Below are 12,625 nucleotides of genomic sequence, written 5' to 3' on the forward strand. Positions count from 1 at the left end.
GGCTGGAACGCCACCGAGTACGACGTGAAGCGAGTCGCGCTGGGCGGCAAGAAGATCGATGCCGAGGTCACCTTGGCATCGATGTTCGCCACGCATCGTCTCACCACACGCTTAACCAACAGCATCGCAGGTAACGGCAGGAATCCGGGCCGACTCGGCGCGAGTTCATACATTCGAATCGGTCCGCGCGAAAACTCCATAACAACGGGCGTGAGGTTTTCGTGAGGCCCGGACCGGGGTGAGAGCCAGCTCTCAGCGGCTGTAGACCAGCGCGGTGCCGGTGGCGCGATCGTGCATGCCACGCCCGTCGGAGTCGGTGAACAGCGCGGGAATCACGAACAGCAGGATCACCTGCCGTGCCAGCGCCCGCACGAACCCGACCGGCGCCTGCACATCGACCCGGCTGACCCGCAACTTCAGGAAGTACTGCCCCGGCGTGAACCCGAACAACGTCACCGCCGCGATCCCGAGCACGAACCACACCCCGAGCGTCGGCGTCGACAGCGCCTGCGTGATCACCTCGAAGTGCGAAGGCGGCTGCTGCCCCTTGGGAATCGTCATCTTCGAAATGATCTTCGTGGCATCCGGCCGCACGATGATCGCGGCCAACCCCATCGCGATGAACCAGTCCACCAGGATCGCGACCACCCGTCGCGTGAACGGCGCGAGCGCCCCCGCCCCGGATTGCGGCAGCCCCAGTTCCTTCCCCTGATACTCCCCGGCCGGGTTGTCTCCGGATTCGGCGTTCGGTCCGGACAGCCATGAGCCGGTAATGCGTGCCATGCGCCCAGCTTAAGCGCCGCCCACGGACCGCTTTCGAAGCCCTGCCGGTCGGTTCGCGCGAGCGCTTTCATATATGGGTCGGGCCCACCGTTTCGTCCGCTTGCGGGTGAGTGCGCAATCGGCTGGCATACCCATTTGCCGGGTGGATGCGGGGCGGTGAGGATTGTCACGATCGGCCGGTCGCGGTTGGCAAGGCCCCTAACTTTTCAGAGTCTTAACAGTCAGTTCCGGCTGCTCAATGGCAGGATGTCGGTGCTGGTCGAGCATTGCTCGGCGACCGCTGTGGCGTCTTCGGGAGGCCGGGGGCACCGCCGAACCCCCGGCCAGCAGTGCGTGTAACACTGGCGAAACACAGCCTTGATTGCAGGGAAACACCGCGTCCATACCGTGTGGTCGCGACGAACCCATGCAGTCACCACTGGCTGGGAACCGATCCGTAAGGAGTACTAAGTGGCGTTCAGCACGGCCGACGAGGTCATCAAGTACATCAAGGAGGAGGAGGTCGAATACGTCGACGTTCGGTTCACCGACCTCCCCGGTGTGCAGCAGCACTTCTCGATCCCGGCGAAGGCGTTCACCGCTGATCTCGCCGAGGAAGGTCTCGCGTTCGACGGTTCGTCCGTCCGCGGCTTCCAGTCGATCGACGAGTCGGACATGCTGCTGCTCCCCGACTTCAGCACCGCGCGGATCGACCCCTTCCGTGCCGCGAAGACGCTGAACCTGAACTTCTTCGTGCACGACCCGTTCACCCGCGAGGCCTACTCCCGCGACCCGCGCAACATCGCGCGTAAGGCCGAGGAGTACTTGCGTTCGACCGGTATCGCGGACACCGCGTACTTCGGCGCCGAGGCGGAGTTCTACATCTTCGACTCGATCCGCTACGACTCGGCGATGAACGGCGCGTTCTACGAGATCGACTCGATCTCCGGTTCCTGGAACACCGGCGCGGAGTACAACGCCGACGGCACCCCGAACCGTGGTTACAAGGTCCGCAACAAGGGTGGTTACTTCCCGGTCGCCCCGTACGACCACTACGTCGACCTGCGCGACAAGATCTCGACCAACCTGCAGAACGCGGGCTTCGAGCTGGAGCGCGGCCACCACGAGGTCGGCACCGCCGGTCAGGCCGAGATCAACTACCGCTTCAACACCCTGCTGGGCGCCGCTGACGACCTGCAGCTGTTCAAGTACATCGTGAAGAACACCGCGTGGCAGGAGGGTAAGACCGTTACCTTCATGCCGAAGCCGCTCTTCGGCGACAACGGCTCGGGCATGCACGCCCACCAGTCGCTGTGGAAGGACGGCAAGCCGCTGTTCCACGACGAGGCCGGTTACGCGGGCCTGTCGGATCTGGCGCGTCACTACATCGGCGGCATCCTGCACCACGCCCCGTCGCTGCTGGCGTTCACCAACCCGACCGTGAACTCCTACCACCGTCTGGTGCCGGGCTACGAGGCCCCCATCAACCTGGTGTACTCGCAGCGCAACCGCTCGGCTGCCGTGCGTATCCCGGTGACCGGTTCCAACCCGAAGGCCAAGCGCATCGAGTTCCGCGCGCCGGACTCCTCGGGTAACCCGTACCTGGCCTTCGCCGCCATGCTGATGGCCGGCATCGACGGCATCAAGCGCAAGATCGAGCCGCTGGCTCCGGTCGACAAGGACCTCTACGAGCTGCCGCCCGAGGAGGCCAAGAACATCCCGCAGGCCCCCACCTCGCTGGCGTCGGTCATCGACAAGCTCGAGGAAGACCACGACTACCTCACCGAGGGTGGCGTGTTCACCGAGGACCTGATCGAGACCTGGATCGACATCAAGCGCACCCAGGAGATCGCGCCCGTCAACCTGCGGCCGCACCCCTACGAGTTCGAGCTGTACTTCGACGTCTAAGTCGAAGCTCCGCAACGGATCTCAGCCGAAGCCCCGGTCGTTCGCGACCGGGGCTTCGGCCGTTCACGGAGTCGGTGTCCCGGTGGGTGGGCGGTGATCGGCGGGCGGGTTCGGCGGCGGTTAGCGTGGCGACTGTGGAAATCGATGCGCCGGTAGCGCACGCCCCGGGTTCGTCCGCGCGGATCGTGTTGGAAGGCGCGGTGAACACCCGTGATCTGGGCGGGTACGTGACGCGGGAAGGCGCTCGGGTCAAGTCGGGCAAGATGATTCGCTCCGACGCCTTGGGGAAGCTGACCGAGGCCGATACCCGCCGCCTGGCCGAGTTGTCCCTGAGCCGGGTGATCGACTTCCGCACCGCCGCGGAGATCGAGGCGATGGGTGCGGACGTGCTCCCGCCCGGCGTCCCCCTGATCTCGCGCCCCATCGACGACACCGGCATGTTCCTGCGGATGGCCGAGGCCATCCAGTCCAAAGAGCCGGGCCCGCAACAGCTCATGCTCGGCGACGGCGCGGCCGAACGCATCGTGGAGGGCGTCTACCGCAGTTTCTTCACCCCCGACACCCTGGCCAAGTTCGGTGCGACCGTCGAGGACCTGGCCGCCGCGGATGCCGCCGTGCTGTTCCACTGCACGGCGGGCAAGGATCGCACCGGCTGGCTCGCCTACATCGTCTTGCAGGCCGTCGGCGTCCCGGAACCCGTTGCCCGCCAAGACTATTTCCTCACCAACGAGTTCCGCGCCGACGCGGACGCGGCCACGCGTGCCCACTTGAAGCAGTCCGGTTACATGGACGACCCGGACCTGCTGATCCCGCTCCAGACCGTGAGCGACCGCTACCTCGAGCTCGCCGTCGGTCTGCTGCGCGACCGGTACGGCGACCTCACCGGATACCTCACCGAGGGCCTCGCCCTCTCCCCCGCCACGATCGCTCGCCTTCGCGAGAACCTGGTCGGCTGACCCGGCGCACCAGGGTCAGCGCACGGGGCGGGCGGTGACACGGCCGACTACGATCGGTGCATGTCCGTCGATGTTGTGACCAGCATTGATATCGATCGGCCCCGGGATCGAGTGGCGGGGTTCGTGATGGACCCGTCGAATGCCACGGAGTGGTATCGGAATATCGCCGCGGTGGAGGTGGAGACCGGCGGGCCGGTGGGGGTGGGGTCGCGGATGGCGTTTCGGGCACAGTTTCTCGGGCGGTCGCTCGCCTACACCTATGAGGTGGTCGAGTTCGAAGCCGGGCGGCGCTTGGTGATGCGGACCGCCGATGGGCCGTTTCCGATGGAGACCACGTATTCATTCGAGGACACCGCCGCCGGCGGAACCCGGGTGACGCTGCGTAATCGTGGGGAGCCCACCGGCTTCTCCCGTTTCGCCACCCCGTTGATGGAACCCGCTATGCGGCAGGTGAACCGGAAGGATCTGTTGTTGCTCAAGCAGATCCTCGAAGCCGAATAGCGGTGGATGTCCCACTGAGTGGGGTGGGTGGTTCGGTGGGCGGGAGGGTCCGTGGGTAGGTGTGCGGCGAAGGCGTAAGCCGACCTAGCGTCCGGGGCTGTGAAAGCCAAACATTTTGCACGACTTCGTATTTCATTTCTGACGGTCATCGCCGCGACCGTGACAGGGCTCGGCGCGGTGTCGGCGATGGCCGCGCCGGCTCCCCTGCGGCAGGAGGCCACCCAGATCACGCTGCAAGGGGCGGTGAATGTTCGGGATATCGGCGGGTATGCCACGTACACCGGGGATCCGACCGAGTCGGGGAAAGTGATTCGGTCGGATGCGCTGGGCAAGTTGACCGATGCCGATGTGCAGAAGGTCGGGGCGCTGGGGATTCAGACCGTGGTCGACTTCCGGACCGCTGCGGAGGTGCAGGGTTTGGGGGCGGACAGGTTGCCCGCGGGGGTGAGTGCGGTGTCGCGGCCCATCGATGACGGGGGGATCTATTTGAAGACGGCGCAGGCGATCGGGTCGAAGGATCCGGTGCAGCAGCAGGCGCTGCTCGGGGACGGTAAGGCCGAGCAGATCATGAAGAACGCGTACACCAGCTTCCTGAGCGCGGATGCGACGGCGAAGTTTGCGCAGACGATCAAGGATGTCGCGGCGGCGCCGGGGGCGGTTCTGTACCACTGCACCTCGGGTAAGGATCGCACCGGCTGGATGACGTATGTGCTGTTGCAGGCGGTGGGCGTGCCCGAGAGTGTGGCGCGTCAGGATTACCTGCTGTCGAATCAGTACCGTGCCGCGTCGGACGCCGCGTTGCGGGCGCAGCTGAAAGCGGCCGGGATCATGCAGAATCCGGATCTGCTCATTCCCTTGCAGATCGTCAGTAATGAGTACCTGGATATCGCTGTCGCGCAAATGAAGCAGCAGTACGGCGATTTCGGCAAGTACCTGTCCAAGGGGCTGGGCCTGGACGCCGGGACCATCCTGAAGCTGCACCACAACCTGGTGGGCTGACCCCGCCGAGGCGCGCGGTGCCTGCCGCTGCCGGGCGGCAGGCACCGCGTGATCACCATCGCGGTGGCGCTAGCGGGGGCCGGGGTCGAGTGGGCCCGGGCGGGGGATCTGCTGGAACGGCGGGAGTTTGGGGATCTGGACCTGCGGGAGATTGACGATGTCGGAGCAAGGGGTGTCGGTGACCGTCACGGTGACGGGGTCGCTGTCGAGGGGGAACAGGGCCGCGGCTGTGCGGGCGGTGAGCTGATGGGTGCCCGGGGACAAGGGCCGCCAGCGCACGGTGGCCATGCCCGAGCTGCCGGTGTCGAAGATCGTGGGATAGGTATCGAAGGAGTAAGGAACGGTGTCGAAGAACTGAATCACCCAGTGCTCGGCCGGTGCCGGGGACGTGACGATGCCGGTGAGCCGGTAGTCGCAGTTCGTCGAGTAGCGGTGTTCGAGCAGCTCTATCGTGTCGATCGTGAGGGTGATCGTCGTATTGTCCGCATGAGCGGGTGCGGGCCCGCCGGTCAACAAGACCGTGGTGAGCGCGGCGGTGGCCATGGTGTAGCGGCTGACGGTGATCATCGCACGCTCCCTCGTGTCGCGAATCATGCTGTCGCTCAGCGTAGGAAGTGGTGCGGACCGGCAAATGCGTAGTCGACTACCTGTTTCGGCGGCGGCCGCGAGGTTGGGCGCGCGGACCCGGATGCCTGGAATACCGCGATTTCGCTCAGGCGCTGGGGCGGCCGGTCATGGCGGCTAGCGCGGAGAGGTCGAGGTGGCCGTTGGGGTCGGACCAGCCGGTGGCGTGGAGGTCGTCGGGGGTGGGGATGCCGAGGGCTTCGTGCAGGCCGAAGGTGATCGAGCGGGCCAGGTCTTCGAAGTCGCTGCGGGGGATGGGGCAGAAGAGGGTGCGTTGCCAATTCTCGATGTCGTGGCGAGCGTCGGGGGCGGTCCAGCCGAGGCTTTGTAATCGCTCGGCGGCGGCGTCGGAAATCGGTTCGGCGAGATAGTAATCGCCGGTGAGTTCGATGGTGAGTTTGATGTCGAACTGCTGGATCTGCGTGTAGCGATTTCCGCTGGCGGCGAGGATGAGGGTGGCGCGGGAGGGCAGTCTCGCGAGGCAGCCGGCCAGTGCGTGAACGAACACGTCCCAGTCGGTTGTCACTACGCGCTCGCTCTGACCCCGGGTGCCCATCGTGGCCGATCATACGCCGTCGAATGACAAGCGGCGTGAAATATCCTGCCGCCCAGTCCGATCAGCGGAAACCGCGGCGGTGTCGACTGGTTCGACCGCCGCGGTTTCCGGTTTTCGGCCGACCGCCGTCAGGGCGTGGGGGCGGGACCGAGCACGCAGAGGGGGGTGGTGGCCAGCAATCGCCGATCATTTTCGGCGGGTGTGAATGCCTGCCGGGCAAGGAATTCCCGCACCCGCCGCGAAATTCCGGCGAATACCGGAATCGGTGCGTGCGACACCGGGGCCGCGATGGCGTTCATGACACTCCCCTCGAAATCGTTGGCTGTCCGGCAACCCATTCTGCCAATCGAGCGCCCTTGCGCCCGTTAATCTTCCGTGAATATCAGCGCACCGTCCGGAGCAATGGGCACCTTCGGGCAACTGTTCATTCAGCACATCGCATCCCCGTTGCGGGCGCAAGATTCACCGCTGCGGATTTACGATTCCTTGGCGGTGGCACGGCATGTTCGCCGCGTGCCCGAATGGAAGGAATCTGTCTTGTCCTCGGAATTCCCCAGCAGCCCCGAGTATTTCGAGGTGCGCCCGGTCGGGTGGGTCCGCTCGCCGCTCACCGACCGGGCCGGCGCGCCCCGCCAGCCCGATGAGGACGCCCCCGCCGCCGAGGTGTTGCTGGACCCCGATTTCGCGCCCGCCGCGGCCGATCTGACACCGGGCATGCGGGTCATCCTGCTCACCTGGCTGCACGCGGGCCGTCGCGACACCCTGGCGGTCCATCCGCGCGGCGACCGCACCCGCACCCCCACGGGCGTCTTCGCCACCCGCTCCCCCGACCGCCCGAATCCCATCGGCCTGCACGAGGTCACCCTGACCTCGGTCACCGGCGATACCCTCGGCGTGGCCGGACTGGAAGCCATCGACGGCACCCCGATCCTGGACATCAAACCGGTGCTCGGCAGCATCGAATCCCGCTGACCACGTGCTGCTGGGCGACGGGCCGACCGGGTGCGGCGGGAGCGCGGATGGCCCGGCGTAGGTTGAGGGGCATGGCGGCTCCCAGGCATCCGGTACCGACGCTCGGTACGCAGCGGCTGGCCGCGGCGTGCCAGGCCGAGGTGCCGGAGTTGACCAAGCGGCTGATGGCGGCCATCGCGACCGACAATCCGGAGTGGACGGATTACACGGCGGTGCCGCGCGCGGATCTGCGGGACGGCTGCAAGCGGTATCTGACGCGGATTCTGGATCTGCTGGGCGGGCAGGCTCCGGATCCGGACGGCGACGATGTGGCCGCGGCCATCGGCAAGCGCCGCGCCGAGCAGGGCGTGCCGCTCGAGGCGATGCTGCGGACGTTCCGGTTGGGCGGTCAGATCGTGTGGGAAGCGCTGCTGGACAAGGCCGATGACATCGGCCCGACCGAGATCCGGCAGGTGGGTTCGGTGATGTGGGCGGTCGTCGATGGCATGTCCTCGGCGCTGGTCGCCTCCTACCGCACCACCGAACTCGATCGGGTGCGCAGTGACGAGCGCCGCCGCCATTCGCTGATCGAGGATCTGCTGGCGGGCCGCGCCCACGACGCCACCTTCGCCGCGCGGGCCGGGCGGGAGTTGAATCTGCCGCCGAACGGCGCGTATCTGGTGGTGGTCGCGCGCGGTGAGGGCGGCCCGCCGCTGCACATGGGCGCGGAGGCCGCGCTGGGAGTCTCGGGTATCCGTTCGGTGTGGCACGACCGCGTGGATTCCACAGTCGGCCTGGTGTCGCTGGAACATCGCGAGAGTTCGACTGTGCTGCAACAGATTCGGCCGCTGATCCGGGGCCGGGCCGGGGTGTCCCCCGCGGTCGCGGGGCTGGCGGGCGTCGATACCGGGCACGGCCTGGCGGTGCTCGCGCTGGATACCGTGTCCGGCGATCCGCAGGGCCTGCTGGTGCCGCTGGACGATCGCTATCCGGAGGCGCTGCTGCTGCGCTCCCCCGATCTCACCGATCTGCTGGTGACCCGGGCCCTGGGCCCGGTGCTGGAGTTGCCGTCCAAGGAGCGCGACATTCTGCTGCGGACGCTGGCGGTCTGGCTGGCCGAGAACTGCTCGGCGGCCAATGCCGCGCCGATCCTGCACTGCCATCGCAACACGGTGATCAACCGGTTGCAGCGCGTCTCGCTGCTGCTCGGCCGTCCGCTGGAGGGACAGCGGTCCTACGTGGAGCTTTCCCTCGCGCTGGCCGCGCTGGAACTGCCTGGAACCACGCGAGATTGACCTATTCGGGGCGTGCTGACAAGCCCCTGTACGCCCACTACCGGCGAGTACTAATTGTGCGCTGCGCCCAGTCGAACTCTGTCATATATGGGCTTCCAGTGCATTGATTGTGCAATTGGTGACCGACAAACTCGATCGGAATGACTCGCATCACAACCGATGGCGGGTCAGCAAGCACATCGAGATGAGGAGCACCACGAGTGCCGGAATTCGATCTATTGGTGATCGGCGGCGGCCCGGGCGGTTATGTGGCCGCCATCCGGGCCGCTCAGCGGGGCCTGAACGTGGGCCTGGTGGAGAAGGAACGCCCGGGCGGGGTCTGCCTGAACTGGGGCTGCATCCCGACCAAGGCGATGCTGCGTTCCGCCGAGGTCTTCCACACCGTCGCGCACGCCGCGGACTTCGGCATCTACGCCGACAACCTGCGCTTCGACTACGCCGCGGTGCGGGGTCGCAAGGACGGCATCGTCAAGGAACTGACCGATGGCGTCGCGGGCCTGCTCAAGGCCAATGGCGTGACCATCATCGAGGGTCACGCGCGATTCACCGGCCCGACCACGGTCGAGGTCGTCGAAGCCGGTCCGTCGCCGATCTTCGAGGGCGGCCCGCGCTACGCCGCCGCCCCGACCGCGAACGCCGTCCGCACGGTGAGCGCGAAGGATGTCATCGTCGCGACCGGTTCGGTCCCGGCCGCGCTCCCGATCCCGGGCGCGGATCTGCCCGGCGTGATCACCTCCGACGGCGCGTTCGGTCTGACCGAGGTCCCCAAGCGCCTGGTCGTCATCGGCGGTAGCGCCGTGGGCGCGGAGTGGGCCAACCTGTTCCACGAGTTCGGTGCGGACGTCACCGTGGTGGAGATGCAGGATCGCCTGGTTCCGTTGGAGGACAAGGAGATCGGCACCGCCCTGGTGCGCTCGTTCACCAAGCGCGGCATCAAGGTGCTGACCGGTGCGACCGTGACCGGGATCGCGCAGGGCGACAACGGACTGAATGTCACCGTGGGTGGCGCGAAGCCGCAGGAACTGCCCGCCGATGTGGTGCTGGTCGGCGTCGGCCGCCGCCCCAACACGGCCGGACTGGGCCTGGATGTCGCCGGAATCGCCACCGACGCAAGGGGTTTCATCCCGGTCGACGAGCACCTGCGCACCGGTGTCGAGCACGTCTACGCCATCGGCGACGTGACCGGTAAGGCGCTGCTCGCGCACGTCGCCTCGCACCAGGGCCTGGTCGCCTCCGACACCATCGCGGGCATCGCGGCCCACATCGACTACAACGTCATCCCGGCCGCGACCTTCACCCACCCGGAGATCGCCTCCGTCGGTCTGACCGAGGATGCCGCCAAGGCCGCGGGCCACGACATCGTGGCCGCCAAGTTCCCGTTCGCGGCGCTGGGCCGGGCCAAGTCGTTCGGCGATCAGGAGGGCTTCCTGAAGATCGTCGCCGGTAAGCAGCACGGCGAGGTGCTCGGCGTGCACATCATCGGCCCGTCGGCCAGTGACCTGATCACCGAAGGGGCCCTGGCGATCTCGCTGGAGGCGACCCTCGACGAGCTGGCCGAGACCATTCACGCCCACCCCACCCTCGGCGAGATCGGGATGGAGGCCGCCCTGGTCGGGCTGGGCCTGCCCGTTCACGTCGCGCCGCCCCGGAAGCGTTGAGGAGTTCGCTCATGACCACGACCACCGCGCCGCGCAAGACCGCGCGCAAAGCCCCGAAGGCCGCCGACGTAGCCGCCTCGCTCGAGACCGAAACCCTGCTCGGCGGAGCCGATTTCGGCGGCACCGATGCCAACGACCTGCTGTCGCTCTACACCGAGATGCTGTTCATCCGGCGTTTCGAGGAGCGCACCGCGCAGGGCTACCAGCAGGCCAAGATCGGCGGCTACTGCCACCTGAACCTGGGTGAGGAAGCCACCGTCGTCGGTGTCGGCCGCGCCATGCGTCCCACCGACTACCTGTTCACCAACTACCGCGAGCACGGGTACGCGCTGGCCAAGGGCATCGAGCCCGGCCGCGTCATGGCCGAGCTGTACGGCCGCTCGACCGGCACCTCCAAGGGCTGGGGCGGGTCGATGCACATGTACGACACCGCGACTCGCCTGCTCGGCGGCTACGCGATCGTCGGCGGCCAGGTGCCGCTGGCCATCGGCGCGGCGCTGGCCATCGACTACCGCGGCGGCGACGACGTCGTGGTGTGCCAGATGGGTGAGGGCACCACCAATATCGGCGCGTTCCACGAGTCGCTGAACATCGCGGCGCTGTGGAACCTGCCCGTCGTGTTCCTGGTGATCAACAACCAGACCGGCATGGGCACCACCGTCGAGAAGTCTTCCGCCGAACCGGATCTGTGGAAGCGCGCCTCCTCCTACCGCATGCGCGGTGAGCGCGTGGACGGCACCGACGTGCTGGCCGTGCGCGAGGTCGCCTCCGACCTGATCGAGACCGCGCGTCGTGAGGGCAAGCCCGCCCTGCTCGAGGCCGTCTCCTACCGGCTCAAGGGCCACTCGGTCGTCGACCCGGCCAAGTACCGCGCCGAAGACGCCGTCTCCACCGCGGTCGCCCACGACCCGATCGTGCTGTGGCACGACCGGCTGCTGGAAGCCGGTGTGCTGAGCGAGGATTCGGCCGCCGCCATCGAGGCCGACGTGAAGGCCCGCGTCGTCGAGGCCGTCGATTTCGCCGACTCGTCCCCGCACCCGGACCCGGCGACCCTGTTCGATTACAACTACGCGACCCCGGTCGCGGGCGATTCCCGTCGCCTGCCCGGCGATCCGCTCTTCACCTAAGGACATCACCGTGGCTGTCATGACCTACCGTGAAGCGCTGCGCGAGACCCTCCGCGAGGAGATGCAGCGCGACGACGATGTCTTCCTCATCGGAGAAGAGATCGGCGTTTTCGAAGGCTCCTACAAGATCACCGCCGGCTTGCTGCAGGAGTTCGGTGAGAAGCGGGTGCGCGACACCCCGATCGCCGAAGAAGGTTTCGTCGGCGCCGCCATCGGCGCCGCCATGCTGGGCCTGCGCCCGGTCGTCGAGATCATGACGATCAACTTCTCGCTGCTGGCGCTGGATCAGATCGTCAACCACGCCGCCAAGATCTACGGCATGTTCGGCGGTCAGACCTCCGTGCCGATGGTCATCCGCACCCCCGGTGGCGGCGGCCAGCAGCTCGGCGCGACGCACTCGCAGAACATCGAGCTGTACTACGCGTTCGTGCCCGGCCTCAAGGTCGTCGCGCCCAGCACCCCCGCCGACGCGAAGGCGCTGCTGAAGGCCGCCATCGAGGACGACGACCCGGTGCTGTTCCTGGAGAACCTGTCGCTCTACAACACCAAGGGCGAAGTGCCGGAGGACCTTCCGGCCGCCGAGATCGGCAAGGCCGCGGTCACCCGCGAGGGCACCGACATCACGCTGATCGGCTACTCGCGCATGGCCAACGTGTGCCTGCAGGTCGCCGAGAAGCTGGCCGCCGAGGGCATTTCCGCGGAGGTCGTGGACCTGCGCAGCCTGCGCCCGCTGGATCGCGACACCATCGTCAAGTCCGTCAAGAAGACCGGCTGCGCCGTCATCGGCGAGGACGACTGGCTGACCTACGGCATCGGCGCGGAGGTCGCGGCGTCGATCTCCGACGGCGCGTTCGACTACCTCGACGCCCCCGTGCGCCGCGTGGCCATGGCCGAGGTTCCGCTGCCCTACGCCAAGCCCCTCGAGAAGCTGGCGCTCCCGTCGCCGGAGTCGCTGTACAAGGCCGCCCTCGAAACCCTTGCCGCCGTCGGCAAGCGCCGCTGAGAACCGGAAGGAACCATGTCTGAAGTAACCATGCCCCGGCTCTCCGACACCATGGAGGAGGGCGTCGTCTCGGCCTGGCTCAAGCAGGTCGGCGACCAGGTCAAGGCGGGCGAGATCCTCGCCGAGATCGAGACCGACAAGGCGCTCATGGAGCTCGAGGCGTACGAGGACGGCATCCTCGAGGCGATCATCGCCGAGCCCGGCACCACGGTCGCGATCGGTGAGCCGATCGCGCTGCTCGGCGGCGGCAGCGGCGCGTCCGCCGCCCCGGCCGCCGCCGCTCCC

15 protein-coding genes are annotated in these 12,625 nt (G+C 67.3%); 11 read left to right on the plus strand and 4 right to left on the minus strand.

Features of this window, described 5'->3' with window-relative positions; all coding sequences use genetic code 11:
* The coding region (locus ACWELQ_RS21065) for a hypothetical protein (RefSeq protein ID WP_452398743.1) at window positions 1-225 on the plus strand (225 nt) is incomplete at its 5' end.
* 27 nt (window positions 226-252) lie between these two features.
* Here ACWELQ_RS21065 and ACWELQ_RS21070 read toward each other — a convergent pair.
* Window positions 253-783: an RDD family protein gene (locus tag ACWELQ_RS21070; RefSeq protein WP_452398744.1), complete on the minus strand. Its 531-nt coding sequence runs from the start codon at window positions 781-783 to the stop codon at window positions 253-255.
* 450 nt (window positions 784-1,233) lie between these two features.
* Between ACWELQ_RS21070 and glnA the strand changes: the two genes are divergently transcribed.
* The 4 genes from glnA (at window position 1,234) to ACWELQ_RS21090 (ending at window position 5,126) form a co-directional block, all read left to right on the plus strand.
* Window positions 1,234-2,670 carry a type I glutamate--ammonia ligase gene (glnA, locus tag ACWELQ_RS21075; protein ID WP_452398745.1) on the plus strand — a complete coding sequence of 479 codons (1,437 nt, stop codon included), beginning with the start codon at window positions 1,234-1,236 and terminating at the stop codon, window positions 2,668-2,670.
* Window positions 2,671-2,804: 134 nt separating this feature from the next.
* Window positions 2,805-3,626: a tyrosine-protein phosphatase gene (locus ACWELQ_RS21080; RefSeq protein WP_452398746.1), complete on the plus strand. Its 822-nt coding sequence runs from the start codon at window positions 2,805-2,807 to the stop codon at window positions 3,624-3,626.
* Window positions 3,627-3,686: 60 nt separating this feature from the next.
* Window positions 3,687-4,127 (plus strand): SRPBCC family protein, encoded by a 441-nt coding sequence (locus tag ACWELQ_RS21085; RefSeq protein WP_452398747.1) that lies wholly within the window; start codon window positions 3,687-3,689, stop codon window positions 4,125-4,127.
* Window positions 4,128-4,286: 159 nt separating this feature from the next.
* Window positions 4,287-5,126 (plus strand): tyrosine-protein phosphatase, encoded by an 840-nt coding sequence (locus tag ACWELQ_RS21090; RefSeq protein ID WP_452398748.1) that lies wholly within the window; start codon window positions 4,287-4,289, stop codon window positions 5,124-5,126.
* Between the two features lie 69 nt (window positions 5,127-5,195).
* Here the strand turns inward: ACWELQ_RS21090 and ACWELQ_RS21095 are convergent, their stop codons facing one another.
* The 3 genes from ACWELQ_RS21095 to ACWELQ_RS21105 form a co-directional block, all read right to left on the minus strand.
* A complete protein-coding gene (locus ACWELQ_RS21095) occupies window positions 5,196-5,693 on the minus strand; it encodes a hypothetical protein (RefSeq protein WP_452398749.1) in 498 nt (165 codons plus the stop codon).
* Window positions 5,694-5,838: 145 nt separating this feature from the next.
* On the minus strand, window positions 5,839-6,276 hold the full coding sequence (locus tag ACWELQ_RS21100) for a TY-Chap domain-containing protein (protein ID WP_452398750.1): 438 nt from the start codon (window positions 6,274-6,276) through the stop codon (window positions 5,839-5,841).
* Window positions 6,277-6,434: 158 nt separating this feature from the next.
* Complete coding sequence (locus ACWELQ_RS21105; RefSeq protein ID WP_452398751.1) at window positions 6,435-6,605, minus strand: hypothetical protein; 171 nt, start codon at window positions 6,603-6,605, stop codon at window positions 6,435-6,437.
* Between the two features lie 238 nt (window positions 6,606-6,843).
* Here ACWELQ_RS21105 and tsaA point away from each other — a divergent pair, with 238 nt between their 5' ends.
* From tsaA to ACWELQ_RS21135, 6 genes are all read left to right on the plus strand, one after another.
* A complete protein-coding gene (tsaA, locus tag ACWELQ_RS21110) occupies window positions 6,844-7,278 on the plus strand; it encodes a tRNA (N6-threonylcarbamoyladenosine(37)-N6)-methyltransferase TrmO (protein ID WP_452398752.1) in 435 nt (144 codons plus the stop codon).
* A gap of 71 nt (window positions 7,279-7,349) precedes the next feature.
* Window positions 7,350-8,552, plus strand: a complete 1,203-nt coding sequence (locus ACWELQ_RS21115; RefSeq protein WP_452398753.1) for a PucR family transcriptional regulator — start codon at window positions 7,350-7,352, stop codon at window positions 8,550-8,552.
* A 200-nt stretch (window positions 8,553-8,752) separates the two neighbouring features.
* A complete protein-coding gene (gene lpdA / locus ACWELQ_RS21120; protein ID WP_452398754.1) occupies window positions 8,753-10,210 on the plus strand; it encodes a dihydrolipoyl dehydrogenase in 1,458 nt (485 codons plus the stop codon).
* 11 nt (window positions 10,211-10,221) lie between these two features.
* Complete coding sequence (gene pdhA / locus ACWELQ_RS21125; protein ID WP_452398755.1) at window positions 10,222-11,337, plus strand: pyruvate dehydrogenase (acetyl-transferring) E1 component subunit alpha; 1,116 nt, start codon at window positions 10,222-10,224, stop codon at window positions 11,335-11,337.
* A 19-nt stretch (window positions 11,338-11,356) separates the two neighbouring features.
* Window positions 11,357-12,340 (plus strand): alpha-ketoacid dehydrogenase subunit beta, encoded by a 984-nt coding sequence (locus tag ACWELQ_RS21130; protein ID WP_452398756.1) that lies wholly within the window; start codon window positions 11,357-11,359, stop codon window positions 12,338-12,340.
* 15 nt (window positions 12,341-12,355) lie between these two features.
* A partial coding sequence (locus ACWELQ_RS21135) for a biotin/lipoyl-containing protein (protein WP_452398757.1) occupies window positions 12,356-12,625 on the plus strand: 270 nt, incomplete at its 3' end.

The organism is Nocardia sp. NPDC004722 (genome assembly GCF_053601505.1).